This window comes from Roseobacter ponti, assembly GCF_012932215.1.
In the GTDB taxonomy this organism is placed as follows: domain Bacteria; phylum Pseudomonadota; class Alphaproteobacteria; order Rhodobacterales; family Rhodobacteraceae; genus Roseobacter; species Roseobacter ponti.
Genome location: NZ_CP048788.1, coordinates 1,821,741 through 1,842,063, shown reverse-complemented (window position 1 = coordinate 1,842,063; position 20,323 = coordinate 1,821,741). Strand labels below are relative to the sequence as shown.

Here is a 20,323-nt window from a genome sequence, read left to right as displayed (position 1 = left end):
AATTGCAGGCCTGACGGCTGCGGGCTATACGTGCCACCTGCAGGACCCTTAGCTCAGCTGGATAGAGCGCTGCCCTCCGAAGGCAGAGGCCAGAGGTTCGAATCCTCTAGGGTCCGCCATTTTTTCCCAAAAAGCGCTATGAGTTACGGGCCGCGGAATCCGGTTCCTCCAGATGTTCCCGATGACACCGGTCCGGATGCCGGACACCCGTATCGGCCGCAGGTCGGACAGGCAGACCCCGGCAGAGTTCATCCGCGCCGGGGTCCGTATTATTCAGTGACTGAACTTGCGGATTTCACCGCTCTTCAGACGCGCCGTGTAAGAGGCAAGCTCCTTGCGCACCACTTTCATCAGGAAGTAGAGGCAGAAGATGTTGACCACCGCCATCGCAAAGATCGCAGCATCCGAAAAGTCGATCACCGGACCCAGAGACGCCGCCGCACCGATCACGATAAAGATGCAGAAGATCACCTTGAAGACGAGCTCCGTAACCTTGCCCTCGCCGAATAGATAGGTCCAGGCCTTAAGCCCGTAATAGCTCCATGAGATCATCGTCGAGAAGGCAAAGAGCACCACCGCAATGGCCAGCACGTAAGGGAACCAGCTGATGCCTGAGGCAAAGGCCGCAGAGGTCAGCGCCACGCCTGAATTGCCGTCCACCGTGGCAATCGCCGATCCCGCGTCGTTCAGCAGATAGTTGCCCGTCTCCGGATCAACAATCAGCTGCTGCGAGATAATGATCACAAGTGCTGTCATCGTGCAGATCACCACCGTGTCAATCAGCGGCTCAAGCAGCGAAACGAAACCCTCGGTGATCGGCTCTTTGGTTTTCACCGCCGAATGCGCAATCGCAGCCGACCCGACGCCCGCCTCGTTGGAAAAGGCCGCCCGTTTGAAACCCTGGATCAGAGCGCCCACAAAGCCGCCCGCGACACCCAGACCGGTAAAGGCACCGGCAAAGATCTGACCGAAGGCCCAGCCGATCATGTCGTAGTTGACCAGCAGAATGACCAGCGCCGCCCCGACATAGAGAATGCCCATGAAAGGCACGACCTTTTCAGTGACATTGGCGATGGATTTAATGCCGCCGACAATCACGGCAAAAACAACTGCCGCAAAGATAATCCCCGTAATCCAGCCCGGGTAATCGCCGACAATGCCGGAGATCTGCGCATGGGCCTGATTGGCCTGGAACATGTTGCCGCCGCCGAGCGCGCCGAGGATACAGAACACCGAAAAGAGCACCGCGAGGATTTTACCGCCCGGCAGGCCGAGCTCGTTAAAGCCTTTGGAAATGTAATACATCGGACCACCCGAGACGGTACCGTCCTCGTATTCATTGCGGTATTTGACGCCCAGGGTACATTCGGTGAACTTTGATGCCATACCCAGAAGCCCTGCGAGGATCATCCAGAAGGTCGCCCCCGGACCACCGATACCCACGGCAACGGCCACACCTGCGATGTTACCCAGACCCACAGTGCCCGACAATGCGGTCGCAAGTGCCTGAAAGTGGCTGACCTCGCCTGCGTCATCCGGATCGGAATAGTCTCCTTTGACGAGCTGAATCGAGTGTTTGAAGTAACGGAACTGAACAAAGCCGAAGTAAATCGTGAAAATCGAGGCGGCAATCACCAGCCACATCACAATCCACGGAAAGGATGTGCCCGGAAAAGGCGCAAATATCAGGCTCACGAAAGGGCCGGTAAAATTCGCGAAAACCTCGTTTACCTTCTGGTCGACACTCATCGCTTCCTGAGCTGCAAGAGGTGTTGAGAAAATGCCGAGTGCTGCTGCACCCAGCCAGAATTTGGATATATGTTTCATAATCACCTCCTATCCGACGACCGTGACGGGCACGTCAGCGTGCATCACAAGGTTCTGCGTCGAGCTTCCGAATATCCGCTTGGTGAACCCGTCTGCGGATGACCGCCCGACAATGATCTGAGAGCCGCCGTTCTCGACGGTCAGCCGGTTCAGCGTCTCGGCAACGTCACCGTGCCGCACGAATCCGCTGACCTTAAAGCCGGCAGCCTTCAGGCCGGACACCGCCGGCTCAATGATCCGCGTGGTGGCCAGTTCGATTTCCTGCTCACGTCTTTTGTGGCGCTGTTCATTTTCTTCGGCGGTCTGGAAGGTAAACGGCGACCATTCGATCACATAAACGACCAGAAGTTCGCAGGCATCCAGACGCGATGCCAGGTTTTTCGCAAAAGCCAGCGCCCGTTCCCCGGTGTCTGTCCCATCAAGTCCGATGACAATTTTTTCTGTCATGTTGTCCCCCGTGTTGTCGTCCGGTTTCGAAATGCCGGGGCACCATAATCCCCGGATGACCGCATGCCGGGTGTTTTGCCCGACTCACCGTCACACTTCAGGAGTACGCCTTTTTGCATAAAAAATGTGCATTTTTTTGCATATCGCAATGATAACCCCCTGACAACGCGCCAGAATATCATGATTCAAAAGTGGGTTCCGGCAGGGTGCGGTTTGCGCAAAAGCCTTGCAATGTAAGGCTGAAAGTCTTTTTCACGTCCGGTTTCGGGCACGTTCCGCTGACCTGCTGAGCAGTGAGCATGAAAGCGCCTGAGGCATTCCGCATCCGCGCCATTCCATCAGTCAGCGCCGGACCACCGGTCATAATCCGAGCCCGCCGCTGATGGCTGGACAACGTAACTACGTTTTCGTATCCAAGGGGATACAATGGGGTATGCCCGATGCCGGAATTTTCCAGATCAAGCGGCGAAGCCGCATATGACGCGCTCATCATGGCACTCAGAAACGGTGCTTTTGTGCCTGGTGACCGCCTGCGCGAAGAAGAAGTCGCCGCGCGTCTTAGTCTGTCGCGCACGCCCGTCCGCGAGGCGCTGCGCCGTCTGGAAAGTGACGGAATTGTCGAGCACCGGCCGCGGATCGGTGCTGTGATCCGGGTGCTGGCCCATACCGAACTGGTCGAGCTTTACGAAATGCGCGCGGTTCTCGAAGCCACCGCCGCAGAGATGGCTGCACGGCATGGTTCGGCGGCGGAATTCGATGCGCTGGAGACGATGAATGACCGCATCGAGGCTTCCCGTGAGGATCCGGCAACAGGGGCTGCGATCAATCAGGATTTTCACCGCGGTCTCTATCTGGCGGGGCGGAACCGGTTCCTGCTGGAATCCGCCCGCGCGCTTAACAATGCACTGCTGCTGCTCGGCCCTACGACCTATACCGATCCCGCGCGCATTGACGTGGTCGTACGCCAGCACCGGGACATCATCACGGCACTGCATGCCCGGGACGGCGCGGCTGCGGCAGCGGCCGCGCGGGCGCACCTCGAAACCTCGTTGCGGCACAGGCTGGGGAGTGTCTCTGCGTGATCAGAATTGCGTCCGCCTTTGCGACAGCAGCCCTCGGTGTGGCGGTGTTTCAGTTTCTGTCGATCCCGCTGCCCTGGCTGCTGGGGCCGATATTTGCCTGTCTCTTTGCTGCTCTGGCGGGGCTGCCGATGGCCGGCATCAAATGGCTCAATGACGGCATGCGCACGATCCTCGGCGTGGCCGTCGGCGCCACGATGACGCCCGAAGCACTCGCACTCTTTCCTGCGATGTGGCCCACCCTGCTGATGGTGCCCCTGATGGTCGGGGTTATCGGTGTGACCGGTGTTCCCTATTTCCGCAGGATCTGTGGCTATGATTTTCCAACGGCATGGTACGCGACCATGCCGGGCGGGCTCCAGGATATGATCGTCTTTGGCGAGGAAGCCGGCGCCAGTGTGCGCGCGCTCAGTCTGATACATGCCACACGGGTGCTGGTGATTGTCGTGGCCCTGCCGTTTCTGCTCAGGGGCATCTGGAACGCGGATCTTTCCAGCCCGCCGGGCCTGCCGGCTGCAGATGTGCCGATGAGTGAGCTTACGATCATGGTATTCTGTGCCATTGCTGGCTGGCAGGGCGCCAGACGCATCGGGTTATTCGGCGCTTCGATCCTCGGACCGCTTATTCTGACCGCAGCTGTCACCCTCGGCGACGGATTGCACTACCGCCCGCCGGCTGAGGCCATTCAGGCAGCTCAGTTCTTTATCGGCATGAGCATCGGGTGCAAATACGCGGGCATCACGATGCAGGAAATCCGCCGCGACCTTGCCGCAGGTCTGGGGTTCTGTGTGTTGCTGATGATTCTGACCGTGATCTTTGTCGAAGCGATCTACGGCACTGGTCTGGCGCCGGGCATGGATGCGCTGCTGGCATTTGCCCCGGGCGGACAGGCGGAACTTACAGTGCTGGCCCTTGTTGTCGGCGCTGACGTCACTTTTGTAGTGGCCCATCATGTGCTGCGGATTTTCGTTGTGATCCTCGGCGCGCCGCTGGCGCAGAGGCTCTTTGACCGCGCGCCGTGATGCAGGTCGCCTGCGGTCCGGCCGGCGATACTATCTGCTCTGCGCCCTGACGAACTGAAAATCCGGTGCCGCGCACGGGGTGCATCACCGGTCTGATCCACGCGGCAGGATCGTTTTTCTTCAGCCGACACCTTTCCGGCTTCAGAAGACGCCGCCTGTCTGCACATGGCAAAGAACCGCCGGTTGCGAAAAACTTTGCGCTTTGCCCTTTCAACGGGCCGGGTGACGCTCATGTTAAACGGTGTGGGCGTAAGCCCTGCGACAGGTATTGCATGACCCCCGAGGAAGGACCCCGAAAATGGCGATCAATCTCAGACTGAACGGAAAAACGCATCAGGTGGATGCAGATCCAGGAACCCCGCTGCTCTGGGTGATCCGCGATGAGCTGAAAATGACCGGGACCAAGTTCGGCTGTGGTGTGGCATCCTGCGGGGCCTGCACTGTGCACGTCGACGGCGAACCTGTGCGCTCCTGTCAGACCTACATCGGCGATCTGGAGGATGCTGAGGTCACTACGATCGAAGCAATGTCTGAAAACAGAATCGGCGCCGCCGTCCAGCAGGCCTGGGTCGAACTGGACGTCGTACAGTGCGGTTACTGCCAGTCCGGACAGATCATGTCCGCAGTCGGACTGCTCAGCAGCAACCCTTCGCCCACAGCCGAAGACATCGACAGTTATATGTACGGCAACGCCTGCCGCTGCGCGACATACCAGCGGATCCGCGCCGGCATTCAGCGCGCCGCAGAAATCCTGGAGGCCTGATTATGACACATGCAACAACCCGCCGCGGATTTCTTAAAGCTGCCGGCGCCACCGGTGCAGCGCTCCTGATCGGTATACGCCCCGACGGCGCGCTGGCAGCGGCGGCCGACGCCACACAGCTGAATCCCTTTGTGCACATCGGTGCGGACGGAACTGTTACTGCCATTGTGAAGCATTTTGAGATGGGGCAGGGGACAGCCACCGGTCTGTCGACGCTGATCGCAGAGGAAATCGGGCTCCGCATGGACCAGATCGGTTTTGATTTCGCCCCCTCGGACGCACAGGTCTATAAAAACTTTCTCTTCGGCTCCTTCCAGGGCACCGGTGGATCTACGGCGATGGCCAATTCGTTTCTGCAGTACCGGCAGGCCGGAGCGGCGGCGCGCGAACTGATCCTCACGGCGGCAGCACAGGAATGGGGTGTGGCGCCTGCAGATCTTTCACTTGAAGAAGGAATGGTCCGGGGCGCAGGAAACGCGGCACCACTGGGTGACTTCGTCGCTGCTGCAGCGACACTGGAAGCCCCGGCGGAACCACGTCTGAAAGACCCTTCGGAGTTTCGTCTGATCGGCAACCCGGAGGTCCGACGCCTCGACAGTAAAGCCAAAGGAGATGGCAGCGCGCTCTTTGCGATGGATCTGCATCTGCCCGGCCAGATGATCGCGATGATCGCACGACCCGAACAGCGCGGCGCCAGAGCAACCGCGTATGACGACAGTGCGGCACGCGAGGTCAAAGGCTACATCAGCGCCGCTGTGCTGCCTGAGGGTGCCGGTGTCGTGGTCTATGCAGAGAACACCTGGGCCGCGATGCAGGCGCGCGACGCGCTTGAGGTGACATGGGACAGAAGTGCAGCCGAGACACGCAGTTCAGATCAGATTGAAGCGGAAATTATGGCCGCTCTGGATGCGGAGCCCGCGTATAACGTCAACGGAACTGATGCGGCGGCCACACGGGCGGCAATTGACGCGGCGCCGGTTGTGGTCGAGGAGACGTTTTTCTTTCCGCTGCTGGCTCACGCGCCGATGGAGCCGCTGAACTGCACGATAGAGGCCACGGCGGACGGAGGCATTCTGCTGCACGACGGCTGTCAGTTTCCGACCGGCCCGCATATGGCACTCGCGCAGATTTTTGAACTGCCGATGGAAAAGATCAAAATCAACACCATGCTCGCCGGTGGGTCTTTCGGGCGGCGGGCAACGCCCACTGCAGACTATCAGGTTGAGGCGGCTCTTGCGTTTGTCATGACAGACCGGTCCCGCCCGGTGAAACTGGTCTGGTCGCGCGAAGACGACATCCGCAGTGGCTATTACCGTCCCGCCTTCGGGCACCGGGTCCGCGTGGGCCTGAGTGCCGGGGGTGACATCACCGGCTGGGAACACCGGATCGCCGGTCAGTCGATTATGAAGGGCACCGCCTTTGAGCAGATCGTCGTGCAGAACGGTGTGGACCATTCTTCTGTCGAGGGGGCCGCTGATACGCCATACAGCATCCCCGGAGCGCATTTCGGACTGACCGATACTGAAAAAGCCACCAGCACCCTTTGGTGGCGCGCGGTGGGACACACCCACACCGCCTATGCGATGGAGGTGATGATGGATATGGCGGCGAAGGCCGCAGGTCAGGATCCGGTCGCCTTCCGTCTGAAACATCTGCCCGGTGACACGCCGGATCAGGCGCGCATGGCCGGGGTTCTGACCCTCGCCGCAGAGAAAGCCGGATGGGGCCAGACACCTGAAGGGCGCAGCCAGGGCATTGCAGTGCACAAATCCTTCGGGACTTTCGTGGCAGAGGTCGCCGAAATCTCCGGCGATCCGGAAAACGGCGTGCGCATCGAAAAGATGACCTGCGCGGTTGATTGCGGTATCGCGGTAAACCCGGATGTGATCCGCGCACAGATGGAAGGCGCGATCGGTTACGGGATCGGGCACGTGATGCGCGACAGGATCACGCTGACTGACGGCGCGGTCGATCAGTATAACTTCCCCGATTACGAACCGCTGCGCATCGGTGATATTGCGGCCATTGAAACCCACATTGTGGTGTCAGACCAGCCGCCGACAGGCGTCGGTGAGCCTGGAACACCACCTGCGGCACCGGCCCTGGCCAATGCCATCGCGGCCGCAGGCGATCTGCGTATCAGCCGCCTGCCGATGAACGAGAACGGGGTGTCTTTCGCCTGAGGCATCTGCATGCGGTACCGGTATCCCCGGTGCCGCATGCCACGACGTCAGCGGGAAGCGGCAAATTTTTGCAATGGTTCCGACCTGCGCTGGCGAAAGGGTTGGTTTGACGACCTGAGAGTTCCGGACCTTTGCCTCGGAATTGCCGGTGAGGCCAGCGCACCCGAACCTTGGGCTGTTAATCCTGCGCGATGATAAGGATTGCGCCCCGCTGGTCCGGCCAGCCTGAACACTATCGAAAAATCTCAGTTCGTGCATCTGAAGGTACGCCGTCGACGCTGCCCCGTTCTCAGCAAAACTCAGAGATCTGCACCTCTTTCCCAACGGGGAGCCGGTAACTGCCGGTTCTTCAGGTCGTGAACCTTTCCAGGGGTGCCCCGATCGGGCAGAACAGAGAATTTGCGCGAGATCATCCGGTCACAAAAAACCCCGGATTCCGGATTACAGTGTCAGCAAGAGATTCCGGCGGTTTTGTCGATGCTACACCATTCGCCCTGCAGCGAATGCGCAATGCCCCTCCCCAAACCGAAAAAGTGGCCCGCAGGCCGCCTTTATCGTATCAGATATCAGACCGTGTCAGCGGCCCCATGTCCGGACAACGCCGCAGTCCATATGCACAAAATTGGACCCGGAGTATTTTCCGACACCACCGCCACGGCAGGCCGCCGCGGCTTTTGCCATCTGATTGACAGACCGGGTCGACAGCCGCAGATCAGCGGCCTGGCCCTGCATGTGCAGCGAGTTTTTCGCCACCCGACGGCTGCGTGCGCGCAGCATCGCGTTGGTCTGCGGACTGCGATACCCGGAAAGCAGCATGTAGGGCTCATTGGCATCCATCATGTTATGCGCCGCCGACATGATGTCGATCGTGCGCAGGTCCATGGATTTGACACCATCGGTGCGCCAGTCCCGCATGAAATGATTCACCTCTTTGACCGCTTCGGCAACGTATTTGCCTTCAATCCAGTAAATCATGTCGATACGTTCACCGGTACGACCCGAATACATGCGGATCCGCCTGATATCACCTGATCCTCTGAGAAAACCTGCTGCGTTTGCGTAGGTTGGTGCGGCGACCACTGTTGTCGCGGCAAAAGCTTTCAGTAACGCACGCCTTGAAAGGCCCGCTGAGCTGTCTTTCATCATAGCAATTAATGCCTCGTTCCTGCCTGGCCCGTGATGTTACACGGGCTCGTCATCTCTGTCCCAGATGCAACAGTTGTATGTCATAGAGACGATTGTTAACCAAGTCGTGAAAACGCAATGCCCTAATTCTGCTTAATTTTAGGCAAAAAACCGCCAATGCGGGATGGCAGAGCTTTTTATACGGAACCGGTGCGTAACTGCATCATTTTCACGTTTCCTTGACAGAACCCGGAAATGTTATTGGACACGCCCCCGCTGGCAACGGCACAAACGCCGGGCCGCCCTGATTGTGAGGATTAACAATGATCGCGCTTATGCCTTTGACCTTCCGGAATGCCTTTGTGGCATTTCTGTCTTTTGTCACGGTTCTGACCTTAACGCCTGCGCCTCTGGCCGCCCAGACGCAGAGTACAGCTTTCCGTCAGGCCGTCGCGACGGCCGCTGCGCGCGATGCCGAAATCGCCGCGTTTTATAAAGCAAACGGGTATGACAGCATCTGGACCGGGAACGGGCGCGACCGCAAACGACGTGCGGCACTGATCGGGGCTCTGAGCGAGGCGGGCAATCACGGGCTGCCGTCCGGACGGTATGATCTCGCAGGGCTGGAAGCCCGTATGCGCAACGCGCGCAGTGCAGCGGATCTCGGCGCACTTGAGGTCGACCTCAGCCGTACCTTCCTGCAATACGCCCGCGATGTGCAGACCGGCGTCCTGGTGCCGTCGCGCGTGGATAAAGCGATCAAACGGCAGGTGCCCTACCGTGACCGCGGCTCCTATCTGGTGAACTTCGTGAAATCCTCGCCGGATGGCTTCATGAAAGCGCTGCCGCCGGCAAGCCGCGAGTATAACGCATTGATGAAAGAAAAACTGCGCCTGGAACGCCTGCTGGCCAGAGGTGGCTGGGGCGAGACGGTGCACACCAAAACGCTTAAACCCGGAGCGTCGGGCACCAATGTGGTGGAACTGCGCAACCGTCTGCACCGGATGGGGCATATGAAGCGCAGCGCCGGTCAGACCTATGACGAGGATATGGTCAAAGCCGTGCTCGCATTCCAGCGCGCGCATGGTCTTGCCGAAGACGGCGTGGTCGGGCCGGGCACGATGGCGGAAATCAACACGTCTGTCGCAGAACGTCTGCAGTCTGTTGTCGTCGCCATGGAGCGGGAACGCTGGACGAATATGGAGCGGGGCAAGCGCCACATCGAGGTTAATCTCGCCGACTTCACCGCCAAAATCTTTGACAACGGCAAAGAGACCTTTTCCACGCGGTCGGTCATCGGCCACCGCGCATCCGACCGTCAGTCGCCGGAGTTCTCGGACGTGATGGAATTCATGGTGATCAATCCAAGCTGGTACGTGCCGCGCTCAATCGTCACCAAAGAATACCTGCCGGAACTGCAAAAAGACGCCTATGCGGTCAATCACATCGAAATAACCGACCGCCAGGGCCGCCGCATTGACCGTTCGGCTGTTGATTTCTCGCAGTTCGACGCGCGCAGCTTCCCCTTCGCCATGCGCCAGCCGCCCAGCCGCGGTAACGCACTCGGACTGGTGAAGTTCATGTTCCCCAACAGGCACAACATCTATCTGCACGACACCCCGGCCAAGAACCTCTTTGGCCGCGAAGTCCGTGCCTACAGCCATGGCTGTATCCGCCTCGCAGACCCGTTTGATTTCGCCTACGCGCTGCTGGCAAAACAGACCGGCGATCCGCAGGGGTTCTTCCAGGCCAAACTGGCCACCGGCACCGAGCAGACCGTTTACCTCAAAGAGCCGGTGCCTGTGCACATCATCTATCGGACCGCTTTCGCTGACGGGCGTGGTGAGGTGCAGTTCCGCCGCGATATCTATGGCCGCGACGGCCGCATCTGGAGCGCCCTGTCACAGGCGGGGGTAGCATTGCGCGCAGTACAGGGGTAAGTCTGCCCGTGAACGGGCAGGGGCGGGCTTTGATGACGGAGACAACATTCAGCGTATCTGAAATCGCCGGCGCTCTGGGTGCCGAAGCCCTGGGCGACACTACTCTGCGCATCAGCGGTGCGGCAGAGCCTCAAAGCGCCGGTCCGCAGGAACTGGCGATGGCCACGCAGCCCCGCTATGCCGAACACCTCAGTGAGGGTCAGGCGCTCGTCGCACTGCTCTGGCAGGGGGCGGACTGGCAGGCGCTGGGGCTCAAAGCCGCTATTATCCCTGCGCGCCCCCGTTATGCGATGACAAGCCTAACGCGGCTCATGGACCCCGGCCAGGGGTACGCGACGGGCATCCATGAAACAGCGGTGATCGACCCTTCGGCTGAGCTTGAAGAAGACGTCAGCGTCGGCCCCTTTACAGTCATTTCAGCCGGGGCAAAAATCGGAGCCGGAACCATCATCGGCCCGCATTGCTTTGTCGGCTGGAATGTGGTGATCGGTGCCGGCAGCTTTCTGCGCGAACACGTATCTGTCGGCGCACGCGCCACAATCGGCGCCCGCTTCATCGCGCAACCAGGCGCGCGGATTGCAGGAGACGGGTTTTCCTTTTCAACGGCCGAACGCTCAGGCGTGGAGGCCGCACGCAGCAGTATGCGCGACCAGGAAGAGACCACATCGCAGTCATGGGCCCGCATTCATTCGCTGGGGTCGGTCACCATCGGCGATGACGTCGAGATCGGTGCCAATTCCACAATCGACTGCGGCACCATCCGCGACACGCGCGTCGGGGACCGCACCAAAATCGATAACCTCGTGCAGATCGGCCACAACTGCGTGATCGGCAACGACTGCCTGCTGTGCGGACAATGCGGCATGGCGGGGTCCTCGGTCATAGGCAACAATGTGGTACTGGGCGGTCAGGTCGGTGTGAACGACAATATATTTGTCGGCGACCGGGTGATTGCGGGCGGAGCCAGCAAGATCTTCTCCAATGTCCCCGCCGGGCGCACGATCCTCGGCGCGCCGGCCACCAAAATGGAAACCAATGTCGAAATATACAAAGCTCTGCGACGCCTGCCCAGGCTGATGAAAGAGTTCGCAGCACTCAAGAAAGCGGTTTCCAAATCAGACACCGGTGACTAAATCACAGGCGACAACGGCACGGAGGATCTCCCGATGAGTACCCGCGACAAGGTCATCAGCATCATCGCCGAACAGGCCGTGCTGGAACCGTCGGATGTCACGACCGACAGCACGCTGGAGGAACTCGGAATCGACAGCCTCGGTCTTGTGGAGTGCATTTTCGCCATCGAAGAGACCTTTGACATCTCGGTGCCCTTCAACGCGAACACCCCCTCTGAGAGTGATTTTGACATATCGACCGTAGCCTCAATCGTGGACGGGATTGAACGGCTGCGCGCTGAACAGAGCTGACAGATCACATGCACCGTGTTGTCATCACAGGAGCCGGCACGATCAATGCGCTGGGTCATGATGTGCCCGCAACGCTGGAGGCCATGCGTGAAGGCCGCTGTGGCATTGGTGAGCTGTCACTGCGCGATGTGGAAAGGCTCTCGATCCGCATCGGCGGGCAGGTACGCGGATTTGAGGCCGAAGGACGCTATAACCGCCAGCAGATTTCCCTTTACGACCGGTTTACACAGTTCACCCTGGCCGCCGCACGTGAGGCAATAGACCAGTCCGGCATTACCTTCACCGATGAGCTTGCCGCCAGAGCGGGCGTTGTTCTGGGCACTGCCGGTGGCGGGGTCAGCACCTGGGACGACAATTACCGCTCTGTCTATGAGGACGGTAAAAACCGGGTGCATCCCTTTGTCGTGCCGAAGCTGATGAATAACGCGGCCGCGAGCCATGTGAGCATGGAGCACAATCTTAAGGGGCCGTCTTTCACGGTTTCCACCGCCTGCGCTTCATCCAATCACGCCATGGCCCAGGCGTTTTCAATGGTGCGCTCCGGCATGGCGCCGGTGATGGTCACGGGCGGGTCGGAAAGCATGCTCTGTTTCGGTGGCGTCAAGGCATGGGAAGGGCTGCGCGTGATGAGCCGCGATGCCTGTCGCCCGTTTTCCGCCAACCGCAACGGGATGGTGCAGGGCGAGGGCGCAGGGGTCTTTGTCTTCGAGGAAATGGAACACGCCAGAGCGCGCGGTGCGGAGATCCTCTGCGAGGTGGCGGGCTTTGCCATGTCGTCAGATGCCTCAGATATCGTGATGCCTTCGAAAAACGGCGCATCCCGGGCGATGGCCGGTGCGCTCGCCGACGCCGGGATCAACCGTGACGAAGTGGGGTATATCAACGCTCACGGCACCGGGACGGCAGCCAATGACAAGACTGAATGCGCTGCTGTGGCAGATGTTTTCGGGCCGCATGCGGACCAGCTGATGATCTCGTCGACCAAATCCATGCACGGGCATCTGATCGGCGGGACCGGTGCCGTGGAACTGCTGGCCTGCATCATGGCGCTGCGCGACGGGATCATCGCGCCCACGATCGGCTATGAAGAAGCGGATCCCGAATGTGCGCTTGATGTGGTGCCCAATGAGGCGCGTGACGCGAGGGTCACTGTCAGCCTGTCGAATGCCTTTGCCTTCGGCGGCATGAATGCGGTGCTGGCGCTGCGCGCTGTCTGATCAGGCTGGGGCGGGCGTGTTCAGGTGTCGGGCTGGACGCCCGGCACCACGTTAATCCTTACTCAGGTGTGACGCTCGACACCTTGTCATAGCTCGCAGTGAAACCCTCGAGCGACAGCGTGACATCAACCCGCTGGTCCTGGGCAGCCACCGGTATGATACTCAGCACGGCCTCGTTGCCGCGCTTATAGGTGGCCACGTCATCCGCTGTCAGCCCGATGCGGGCGTAACATCCGACAGGATTGCAGAACGCGTATGGGTAACGTTTACCCTGCTGTTCATCGACTCGAATGCTCAGCTGCTGCTGAAGAGCGGTTTCAAGCGGCACGATGACAGTCGCGCCCGCTTCCGCCTGGCCACCATCAGCGAGCCGGAAGAGCGAAAACTCGGCAATCGGCGATCCCTGCGCATCCTCAAGAAGCTGAACCATCTGGCACGGGTCTTCGTCCGTGTCCGTTTTAACGCAGCGGATCGACCACGGCCCGATTGTCTCGGTTACATAGGCCTCGCCGGTTTGCGGGCCGGTCTCGACCTCTCCGAGGCTCAGATCGCTGTTGGCGCCGGCTGTTCCGGTGCCGGTTTCCGCTTCTGTTCCGGTTTCCGTTTCGGTGCTTTCGGTGGTTGTGGTCTGCGCATGAGCCGTGCCGCCGGTCAGGGCCGCCGATATCATCGCCGCTGTCAGAAGAGTGGTGATTCTGGGCATAAAAGCTCCGTATATTTTCAAGTGTCACGAACAGGCATGATGCCGGTGCAACGGCCAGAGTGCGGGCACCTGGCGTCCGCTTTTGCGTATCAGATGTAACGCCTGCTCTTCAAAGAAAAAGGGACGCCAAAGCATCCCTCTTTCCCGATTTTTTTCTCCCCGTCGGACTGGCCGACTTATTAGCGCAGAGCCTACGCAACGCACAGAGAGGCGTCAACCGAAAAACCGGTACGCCGCGGAACCCTCTGTCAGCGGGTGAAAAAAATGGCCGTACCGACAAGCGGCACGGCCCAGTCTGACAGGGAGGATGTCCGGACGGAAAGGACATAACTGAACGCCCGGACAGGAAAGTTGTGGCACAAAAACCTTAAGAACGTATGGTCGGTCAGAATGAAACCTGCGGGGGGCAGTGCAGAACTATGACAGATGACATCTTCGTCGGCGGCGGTGGCCCGGACTATGGCACGCAACAGCATCTGAGCCTGAAATACGCCAATCGTCACGGGCTGGTGGCAGGCGCTACAGGGACCGGCAAAACCGTGACGCTGCAGATCCTCGCGGAAGGGTTTTCGGCAGCCGGTGTGCCGGTCTTTCTGTCGGACGTAAAGGGCGATCTCTCGGGGCTCGCGAAACCCGGTTCTGAAACGCATAAACTGCATCAGGCCTTCACAGAGCGCGCGGCCAAAATCGGGTTCGACGATTACAGCTATGCCGCTTTCCCGGTGATTTTCTGGGATATCTTCGGCGATCAGGGGCATCCGGTGCGGACGACCGTCTCCGAAATGGGCCCCTTGCTCCTGGCGCGTCTGCTGGATCTCACAGAAGCGCAGGAGGGCATTCTCAACATCGCCTTCCGGCTCTCCGACGAAGAGGGTCTGCCGCTGCTGGATCTCAAGGACCTGCAGGCGCTTCTGGTCTGGACGGGCGAGAATGCAAAAGAGCTTTCTCTGCGTTACGGCAATGTGTCGACCGCCTCCATCGGTGCGATCCAGCGCCGGCTGCTGGTGCTTGAAAACCAGGGCGGTACCGGTCTTTTCGGCGAGCCCGCGCTGGCGCTCAGCGATCTGATGCGCACGGCGACCGACGGGCGCGGTCAGATCAACATCCTGGCCGCCGACAAACTCATGGCCTCTCCGGCGCTTTATGCCACTTTCCTGCTCTGGCTGCTTTCGGAACTTTTTGAGGAACTGCCCGAGGTGGGTGACCCGGACAAACCAAAGCTCGTGTTCTTTTTTGACGAGGCCCATCTTTTGTTTGACGACGCGCCCAAAGCGCTGGTCGACAAAGTCGAACAGGTGGCCCGTCTGATCCGCTCCAAAGGCGTGGGCGTCTACTTCATCACCCAGAACCCTGCCGATGTGCCCGACGACATTCTGGGCCAGCTCGGCAACCGCATTCAGCATGCGCTGCGCGCCTTCACCGCAAAAGACCGCAAGGAGCTGCGCATGGCCGCGCAGACCTATCGCGAGAACCCGGCCTTCGACACCGAAGCCGCAATCCGCGAAGTGGGGGTGGGCGAGGCCGTCACATCCATGCTTCAGAAAAAAGGTGTGCCCGGCATCGTCGAGCGTACGCTGATCCGCCCGCCGTCCTCGCAGCTGGGACCGGTAACGGCTGCCGAACGCGCGAACCTCGTGGCTACCTCGCCGCTGCAGGCGGCCTATACAAATGCAATCGACCGGCAGTCGGCATATGAAATTCTGCAGGCGCGTGCCGAAGACGCGGCGAAAGAGGCTGAAAAGGCTGAGGCCGCAGCAGAAGAAGCGTCCGCTGCCGAACGGGAATTCAACGCAGGCCGGCGGTACTCCGGCACCGGCGTGCCGCGCTCCACCTCACGGCGCAGCACCCGCCAGCCCGATACCCTCGGCTCTGCGGTTGCCACTGCCGTGCTGAAGGAGCTGAAAGGCACCACCGGCCGCCGCATCGTGCGTGGCATCCTCGGCGGCCTTTTCAGAGGTCGCTGATCACCCGGGCCTTTGCGGCTTACGGTCCGCAAAATCATGGAAAAGTGTCGCCGTCCGTCAGGGCGGCGTCCGCTGAGCAGTAAAGCGGATCAGCGCTCGGGGATAAGACCCCGCGGGCTGAACCGCAGCACAAGCAACAGCACCACGCCCATGGTAAAGAGCCGCATATGCGCCGCACTCTCAATGAGGTGCGCCTTCAGCGGCGAGCCATCCGCCATGCCCGAGGTGATCAGTTCCATAAGCCACAGGCCCATCGGTTCGACCTGCACCCACAGGAACCAGATCAGGAAACCACCCAGCACTGCGCCGAAGTTGTTACCCGAGCCGCCGACGATCACCATAACCCAGACCAGAAAGGTAAACCGCAGCGGCTGATAGGTGCCCGGTGTCAGCTGACCGTCGAGTGTCGTCATCATTGCACCCGCAATCCCGCAGACCGCCGAGCCCAGCACAAAAATCTGCAGGTGCCGGGCGGTGACGTCTTTGCCCATCGCTTCGGCCGCGACTTCGTTGTCGCGGATCGCCCGCATCATGCGCCCCCAGGGGCTGTGCAGCGCGCGTTGCGCCATGACCAGAAGGATCACCAGAACTACCGTGAACAGGCCTGCATAGGCCAGCTTTACGTAAAGCGTCGAGGCCGTGACCGGATCCATCCCATAGCCGGCGGCACTCTCCACAAAGCCGGGATCATTCTGCAGATCAATCTCAAACGGCGCAGGCCGGGGCAGGCCAACCACGTTTTTCACGCCCCGCGCCAGCCAGTCTTCGTTTTTCAGCACTGCGATGATGATCTCGGCAATGCCAAGGGTCGCAATCGCCAGATAATCCGAGCGCAGACCGAGCGCCGTTTTTCCGATTACCCATGCGGCTGCAGCGGCAAAGAGGCCGCCGACGGGCCAGGCCAGCGCGACCCAGATCCCGCGTTCGATACCGAGCCCGCCCAGAAAACCCGTCAGGGCCGGATTGATCGCCTCAACAGCTTCGACACCCGGATCGAAAAGCGCACGGTAGATAAAGAAGCCCGCGATCATCATCAGGATGATCACCACACTACGCGCCCAGCCCGCGCGCATACGCCCGCGCACCATCACCACGGCCACCACCGTCAGCAGCGCAAAGACAAATGCCGCCAGGATGTTCCACCCGCCGGCACTCCATGCACCCGGGGTCGGCGGCATGCCCGTCAGCACTGCAGCCAGCCCGCCAAGTGCCACAAAGCCCATGATCCCGACGTTAAAGAGCCCGGCAAACCCCCACTGCAGGTTCACCCCAAGCGCCATGATTGCCGAAATAAGGCCCATGTTCAGAATAAGCAGCGCCGTGTTCCAGCTCTGCGCAAAGCCGGTGTAAAGGATCATCAGCCCGACCACTGCAAAGAGCAGCGTATTTTTCACAGCACTGTTCATACCGCTTTCCCCCGAAAGAGCCCTGTCGGCTTAAAGAGCAGCACAATCAGCAGAATAAGAAAACTCACCGCCAGTTTGTAGTCGGTGCTCAGCAGCTGCACGAGGCCGTCGGGTTCAAGGCTCTCTGGCATCAGATAGCCCAGCACCTTTTTCCAGGCGTAGGTGACGGTCACTTCCGAGAAAGCGATCACAAATCCGCCGGCGATTGCACCGATCGGGTTGCCAAGACCCCCGACGATAGCGCTGGCGAAGATCGGCAGGAGAAGCTGGAAATAGGTGAAGGGTTTGAAGGATTTATCCAGCCCGTAGAGCACACCCGCAATGGTCGCCAGCGCCGCGACAATAAGCCAGGTGATCATCACAACCCGCTCCGGGTTGATGCCAGACAGGAGCGCCAGGTCCTCATTATCGGAGTAGGCGCGCATCGATTTTCCCGTCCGCGTCCGGTTGAGAAACCAGAAGAGCAGGGCGACAACGATCACGGCGGTGATCAGGGTAATGCCCTGGGTCGTTTTGATCGCGAGGCCTTCTTCGAGGCCGGTCATTTCCTTGAAGGTGCGTGCCGACACGATGAACCGCTCTCCATCGAGAAAACGCTGATCGTCCGGGCCGATGATGAACCGCACGATGCCGTTCATGATAAAAGTAACACCCAGAGACACGATCACCAGAATGACAGGCTTTGCCTTTTGTGCCCGGTAAAACCGGTAGACGACCCGGTCCGTGGCCAGAAGCAGCAGCATACATCCCGCAATCCCCAGCGGCAGCGCAAGAAGTGCTGTGGGCAGGGGCCCCAGACTGATGCCCCAGCTCTGAAAGAGCCAGGTGAAGAGGACAGTTACCATCGCGCCGAAAGCCATCGTGTCGCCATGGGCAAAGTTTGAAAACCGCAGAATGCCGTAGATCAGCGTGACCCCCAGCGCGCCCAGCGCCAGCTGGCTGCCATAGGCGATCGCAGGCACAAGAACAAAGTTCGACAATGCAATGAAAGCGTTCAGGAAATCCATTATTCGATCACCCTGCACATGCCGTTCAACGCTTCCGGCAGAAAGGTCAGATCGCTTTCATCTTCACGGCTTACCGAGACCGACTGAACCGCCGCCTCAAGCGTCGGCCCGACGACCATCCGGAACGAGGATCCGAAGCGGCCTTCACCGTCGCCGATCTCTTCGATCTCAAAGATCGTCATCGCCCCCATCTCGCGCACCAGCGCTTCCTGCTCTGAAGACTGCAGCGCATCAAAGAGGGCGAACCGCTCTTCTGTCTCGTAATACCGCAGGATGATCCAGCGGGCATACTCCGCGCATTCGACATTATCCCGCGTGCAGGCCGGTCCGAATTTGCATGACAAAAGCGACTGCCGGTCCGCGTCTGTCGTCTGCGCCTGTCCGCCTGAAGCTGCCAGCAGCAGAACCGGCCAGATCACGGCCATCCGGTTGCGAAACATAATCATCCCCCCAGAAACGATTTACGCACGTCAGGATCGGCCAGCAGCTCTTTGCCTGTGCCGGTATAGGCATTGCGCCCCTGCACCAGAACATACCCTTTGTCGGCGATCTCCAGCGCCTGACGCGCGTTCTGCTCTACCATCAGAATGGGAATACCGGTGCGCGCCACCTCGATGATGCGATCAAAAAGCTCATCCATCACGATCGGGCTCACGCCGGCTGTGGGCTCATCAAGCATCAGCACTTTGGGCCGGGTCATCAGCGCACGACCAACGGCCACCTGCTGGCGCTGCCCGCCGGACAGCTCACCAGCCGCCTGGTTGCGCTTTTCCCGAAGGATCGGAAACAGGTCGTATATCTGCTCCATCGTGGGGCGGATGTCATCGGTCCGGATAAAGGCACCCATCTCGAGGTTCTCTTCAACCGTCATCGACGTGAAGATATTCGAGGTCTGCGGCACAAAGCCCATGCCCCTGGCAACACGCGCCTGCGGACTAAGATCGGTGATGTCCTCGCCATCGAGCTTCACATGACCTTTGCGCAGGTTCAGCATTCCGAAGACCGCTTTCATGCCCGTTGACTTGCCGGCCCCGTTGGGTCCCACGATCACAGCGATCTCGCCACGGTCCACAGCAATGGTACAGTCATGCAGGATGTCCGGGCCGGCGCCATAGCCACCGGTCATATTCTCTCCGATCAGGAAGGGCCCGCCCGGAGAGGGCCGCGATCTGCCACCCTGCCGCACCGGATGTGCGGTTCCCATCCCTCTGGCATTGCCAAGCGACAGGTCCTTGTTGCCCCGGTCGTCATAGGGTTTGTCACTCATGCGCGCGCCGCCCGTGTCCGAAGGCATCCGTGCTTCCGCCCGGGATACCTGGCGGCGCATGCAACGGCCTGACTGTGCACCCGGTCCCTCATGCGCCCACCTTGTCCTTATTCTTGAGGCCAGTGCCCAGATACGCTTCGATCACCTGCTCATTGGCCTTGATCTCGTCCAGCGTGCCCTGTGCCAGCACTTTGCCCTCGGCCATACAGATCACCGGATCGCACAGCCGGCCAATGAAATCCATATCGTGCTCGATCACCACAAATGTATATCCGCGCTCCTGGTTCAGCCGGATAATTGCGTCGCCTATGGTATTGAGCAGAGTGCGGTTCACACCGGCGCCCACCTCATCGAGAAAGACGATCTTGGCATCGACCATCATTGTCCGCCCAAGCTCCAGCAGTTTTTTCTGTCCGCCCGAAATCTGCCCGGCTTTATGATCGGCCAGGTGCCCGACGGTCAGGAATTCCAGCACCTCATCGGCTTTTGCCCGCAGTGCGCGTTCTTCATCCGCAATCCGCTTGCGGCCGAACCAGGTGTTCCACAGTGTCTCACCCGACTGTTTGCCCGGCACCATCATCAGGTTTTCGCGACAGGTCATCGAGGAAAACTCATGCGCGATCTGAAAGGTGCGCAGCAGCCCCTTGTGAAAAAGCGCATGCGGGGGCAGGCCGGTGATATCCTCACCATCCATCATCACCCGACCGGATGTTGGTTCATGAACGCCAGCGATCACGTTGAAAAGAGTTGTTTTTCCCGCACCGTTCGGTCCGATCAGCCCGGTGATCGTGCCCTGCCGGATTTCCAGGCTGGCCCCGTCGACCGCGTGGAAACCGCCGAAATGTTTGTGAATGTCGTCAACGACGATCATTGCATGTCCCCTGAGGTCCGCACGTCTTTGGCGTGCCTTTTATTACAAACAGCCCGGCGTCTGCACACCGGGCTGTTC

At 60.0% G+C, this 20,323-nt stretch carries 18 protein-coding genes and 1 tRNA gene; 10 read left to right on the top strand and 9 right to left on the bottom strand.

Features of this window, described 5'->3' with window-relative positions; all coding sequences use genetic code 11:
• Positions 1–42 precede the first annotated feature (42 nt).
• Positions 43–119, top strand: a tRNA-Arg gene (locus tag G3256_RS08820).
• Positions 120–273: 154 nt separating this feature from the next.
• On the opposite strand, the gene G3256_RS08815 is transcribed toward G3256_RS08820, so the two are convergent.
• A complete protein-coding gene (locus tag G3256_RS08815; protein ID WP_169640465.1) occupies positions 274–1,827 on the bottom strand; it encodes an alanine/glycine:cation symporter family protein in 1,554 nt (517 codons plus the stop codon).
• 9 nt (positions 1,828–1,836) lie between these two features.
• Positions 1,837–2,274 (bottom strand): universal stress protein, encoded by a 438-nt coding sequence (locus G3256_RS08810; protein WP_169640464.1) that lies wholly within the window; start codon positions 2,272–2,274, stop codon positions 1,837–1,839.
• A 440-nt stretch (positions 2,275–2,714) separates the two neighbouring features.
• Between G3256_RS08810 and G3256_RS08805 the strand changes: the two genes are divergently transcribed.
• The 4 genes from G3256_RS08805 (at position 2,715) to G3256_RS08790 (ending at position 7,321) form a co-directional block, all read left to right on the top strand.
• Positions 2,715–3,356 carry a GntR family transcriptional regulator gene (locus tag G3256_RS08805; RefSeq protein WP_169640463.1) on the top strand — a complete coding sequence of 214 codons (642 nt, stop codon included), beginning with the start codon at positions 2,715–2,717 and terminating at the stop codon, positions 3,354–3,356.
• Positions 3,353–4,375 (top strand): AbrB family transcriptional regulator, encoded by a 1,023-nt coding sequence (locus G3256_RS08800; RefSeq protein ID WP_169640462.1) that lies wholly within the window; start codon positions 3,353–3,355, stop codon positions 4,373–4,375. The genes G3256_RS08805 and G3256_RS08800 overlap by 4 nt, the downstream gene beginning before the upstream one ends.
• A gap of 298 nt (positions 4,376–4,673) precedes the next feature.
• A complete protein-coding gene (locus tag G3256_RS08795; protein WP_169640461.1) occupies positions 4,674–5,138 on the top strand; it encodes a (2Fe-2S)-binding protein in 465 nt (154 codons plus the stop codon).
• 2 nt (positions 5,139–5,140) lie between these two features.
• The gene (locus G3256_RS08790) at positions 5,141–7,321 is read left to right on the top strand and encodes a xanthine dehydrogenase family protein molybdopterin-binding subunit (RefSeq protein WP_169640460.1); all 2,181 of its coding nucleotides are present in this window, start codon (positions 5,141–5,143) and stop codon (positions 7,319–7,321) included.
• Positions 7,322–7,897: 576 nt separating this feature from the next.
• Here the strand turns inward: G3256_RS08790 and mepK are convergent.
• On the bottom strand, positions 7,898–8,467 hold the full coding sequence (gene mepK / locus G3256_RS08785) for a peptidoglycan L,D-endopeptidase MepK (protein ID WP_169640459.1): 570 nt from the start codon (positions 8,465–8,467) through the stop codon (positions 7,898–7,900).
• A 302-nt stretch (positions 8,468–8,769) separates the two neighbouring features.
• Between mepK and G3256_RS08780 the strand changes: the two genes are divergently transcribed.
• The 4 genes from G3256_RS08780 to G3256_RS08765 are packed head-to-tail and all read left to right on the top strand — an operon-like array spanning position 8,770 to position 13,027.
• Complete coding sequence (locus G3256_RS08780) at positions 8,770–10,386, top strand: L,D-transpeptidase family protein (protein WP_246227865.1); 1,617 nt, start codon at positions 8,770–8,772, stop codon at positions 10,384–10,386.
• Between the two features lie 32 nt (positions 10,387–10,418).
• A complete protein-coding gene (locus G3256_RS08775; RefSeq protein ID WP_169640458.1) occupies positions 10,419–11,519 on the top strand; it encodes a UDP-3-O-(3-hydroxymyristoyl)glucosamine N-acyltransferase in 1,101 nt (366 codons plus the stop codon).
• 33 nt (positions 11,520–11,552) lie between these two features.
• On the top strand, positions 11,553–11,810 hold the full coding sequence (locus tag G3256_RS08770; protein WP_169640457.1) for an acyl carrier protein: 258 nt from the start codon (positions 11,553–11,555) through the stop codon (positions 11,808–11,810).
• Positions 11,811–11,818: 8 nt separating this feature from the next.
• On the top strand, positions 11,819–13,027 hold the full coding sequence (locus G3256_RS08765) for a beta-ketoacyl-[acyl-carrier-protein] synthase family protein (protein ID WP_169640456.1): 1,209 nt from the start codon (positions 11,819–11,821) through the stop codon (positions 13,025–13,027).
• A gap of 58 nt (positions 13,028–13,085) precedes the next feature.
• On the opposite strand, the gene G3256_RS08760 is transcribed toward G3256_RS08765, so the two are convergent.
• Entirely contained in the window at positions 13,086–13,730 is a 645-nt protein-coding gene (locus G3256_RS08760) for an invasion associated locus B family protein (RefSeq protein ID WP_246227863.1), read from the bottom strand.
• A gap of 419 nt (positions 13,731–14,149) precedes the next feature.
• Between G3256_RS08760 and G3256_RS08755 the strand changes: the two genes are divergently transcribed.
• Complete coding sequence (locus G3256_RS08755) at positions 14,150–15,694, top strand: helicase HerA-like domain-containing protein (RefSeq protein WP_169640455.1); 1,545 nt, start codon at positions 14,150–14,152, stop codon at positions 15,692–15,694.
• Positions 15,695–15,783: 89 nt separating this feature from the next.
• Here the strand turns inward: G3256_RS08755 and G3256_RS08750 are convergent, their stop codons facing one another.
• The 5 genes from G3256_RS08750 to G3256_RS08730 all read right to left on the bottom strand — a co-directional run bounded on the left by G3256_RS08750 (position 15,784) and on the right by G3256_RS08730 (position 20,245).
• Complete coding sequence (locus G3256_RS08750; RefSeq protein WP_169640454.1) at positions 15,784–17,100, bottom strand: branched-chain amino acid ABC transporter permease; 1,317 nt, start codon at positions 17,098–17,100, stop codon at positions 15,784–15,786.
• A complete protein-coding gene (locus G3256_RS08745; protein ID WP_169640453.1) occupies positions 17,097–18,107 on the bottom strand; it encodes a branched-chain amino acid ABC transporter permease in 1,011 nt (336 codons plus the stop codon). The genes G3256_RS08750 and G3256_RS08745 overlap by 4 nt, the downstream gene beginning before the upstream one ends.
• Positions 18,107–18,547, bottom strand: a complete 441-nt coding sequence (locus tag G3256_RS08740) for a hypothetical protein (protein WP_169640452.1) — start codon at positions 18,545–18,547, stop codon at positions 18,107–18,109. Before G3256_RS08740 ends, G3256_RS08745 begins: the two co-directional genes overlap by 1 nt.
• Positions 18,548–18,549: 2 nt before the next feature.
• A complete protein-coding gene (locus G3256_RS08735) occupies positions 18,550–19,374 on the bottom strand; it encodes an ABC transporter ATP-binding protein (protein WP_169642380.1) in 825 nt (274 codons plus the stop codon).
• An 88-nt stretch (positions 19,375–19,462) separates the two neighbouring features.
• Positions 19,463–20,245, bottom strand: a complete 783-nt coding sequence (locus G3256_RS08730; RefSeq protein ID WP_169640451.1) for an ABC transporter ATP-binding protein — start codon at positions 20,243–20,245, stop codon at positions 19,463–19,465.
• Between the last annotated feature and the right edge of the window lie 78 nt (positions 20,246–20,323).

What these genes read in the sequence shown, in the direction of transcription:
- G3256_RS08745 (WP_169640453.1), bottom strand. Translation starts at nt 18,107, where the DNA reads ATGGATTTCCTGAACGCTTTCATTGCATTGTCGAACTTTGTTCTTGTG.
- G3256_RS08740 (WP_169640452.1), bottom strand. Translation starts at nt 18,547, where the DNA reads ATGTTTCGCAACCGGATGGCCGTGATCTGGCCGGTTCTGCTGCTGGCA.
- G3256_RS08760 (WP_246227863.1), bottom strand. Translation starts at nt 13,730, where the DNA reads ATGCCCAGAATCACCACTCTTCTGACAGCGGCGATGATATCGGCGGCC.
- G3256_RS08770 (WP_169640457.1), top strand. Translation starts at nt 11,553, where the DNA reads ATGAGTACCCGCGACAAGGTCATCAGCATCATCGCCGAACAGGCCGTG.
- G3256_RS08755 (WP_169640455.1), top strand. Translation starts at nt 14,150, where the DNA reads ATGACAGATGACATCTTCGTCGGCGGCGGTGGCCCGGACTATGGCACG.
- G3256_RS08815 (WP_169640465.1), bottom strand. Translation starts at nt 1,827, where the DNA reads ATGAAACATATATCCAAATTCTGGCTGGGTGCAGCAGCACTCGGCATT.
- G3256_RS08735 (WP_169642380.1), bottom strand. Translation starts at nt 19,374, where the DNA reads ATGAGTGACAAACCCTATGACGACCGGGGCAACAAGGACCTGTCGCTT.
- G3256_RS08780 (WP_246227865.1), top strand. Translation starts at nt 8,770, where the DNA reads ATGATCGCGCTTATGCCTTTGACCTTCCGGAATGCCTTTGTGGCATTT.
- G3256_RS08775 (WP_169640458.1), top strand. Translation starts at nt 10,419, where the DNA reads ATGACGGAGACAACATTCAGCGTATCTGAAATCGCCGGCGCTCTGGGT.
- G3256_RS08765 (WP_169640456.1), top strand. Translation starts at nt 11,819, where the DNA reads ATGCACCGTGTTGTCATCACAGGAGCCGGCACGATCAATGCGCTGGGT.
- G3256_RS08805 (WP_169640463.1), top strand. Translation starts at nt 2,715, where the DNA reads ATGCCGGAATTTTCCAGATCAAGCGGCGAAGCCGCATATGACGCGCTC.
- G3256_RS08810 (WP_169640464.1), bottom strand. Translation starts at nt 2,274, where the DNA reads ATGACAGAAAAAATTGTCATCGGACTTGATGGGACAGACACCGGGGAA.
- G3256_RS08750 (WP_169640454.1), bottom strand. Translation starts at nt 17,100, where the DNA reads ATGAACAGTGCTGTGAAAAATACGCTGCTCTTTGCAGTGGTCGGGCTG.
- mepK (WP_169640459.1), bottom strand. Translation starts at nt 8,467, where the DNA reads ATGATGAAAGACAGCTCAGCGGGCCTTTCAAGGCGTGCGTTACTGAAA.
- G3256_RS08730 (WP_169640451.1), bottom strand. Translation starts at nt 20,245, where the DNA reads ATGATCGTCGTTGACGACATTCACAAACATTTCGGCGGTTTCCACGCG.
- G3256_RS08795 (WP_169640461.1), top strand. Translation starts at nt 4,674, where the DNA reads ATGGCGATCAATCTCAGACTGAACGGAAAAACGCATCAGGTGGATGCA.
- G3256_RS08790 (WP_169640460.1), top strand. Translation starts at nt 5,141, where the DNA reads ATGACACATGCAACAACCCGCCGCGGATTTCTTAAAGCTGCCGGCGCC.